1 protein-coding gene is annotated in these 460 nt (G+C 55.9%); it reads left to right on the forward strand.

Annotated features, from left to right (window positions below; all coding sequences use genetic code 11):
- Positions 1-460, forward strand: a 460-nt coding sequence (locus ACTJLA_RS26815; protein ID WP_440842492.1) for an immunoglobulin-like domain-containing protein, incomplete at both ends; no start/stop codon positions are given.

The raw sequence follows: 460 nt of genomic DNA on the forward strand, positions 1-460 counted from the left end.
AACCAGACTAGCGGTAGCGTTTCGGTTCTTGCTCCTGATGATGTCTATAAAGGCGATCAAACCGTCACCACCGCTATCAAAGGCGTAACCGGCGGCGAGCATTTCGAGAACCTGGTGCCGGGCACTACCGCGGTGAACACCACCGTTACGGACACACCGGGTACCGACAACACCACTACTGTGACGCTGACAGCGCCAAGTGCCGTTAACGAAGGTGGTCAGATCACCTACACCGCGACCTTGAGCAATAAGGCTGGCACCGACGTCACGCTGAAACTCGACAATGGTTCAAGCATCACCATTAAGGCTGGCGACACTGTTGGCACCGTCACTGTCCCTGCGCCTACCGATGACGTGTTTATCGATAAAAGCACCCAGAGCGTTAAGATCGCCGAGACCACCGGCGGCAATTTCGAAAAACTCGAAGTGGCAGGCGACGGCGCAACCACCACCATCAATG

It is taken from the genome of Pseudomonas sp. 22072 (assembly GCF_052046095.1).
In the GTDB taxonomy this organism is placed as follows: Bacteria; Pseudomonadota; Gammaproteobacteria; order Pseudomonadales; family Pseudomonadaceae; genus Aquipseudomonas; species Aquipseudomonas paracarnis.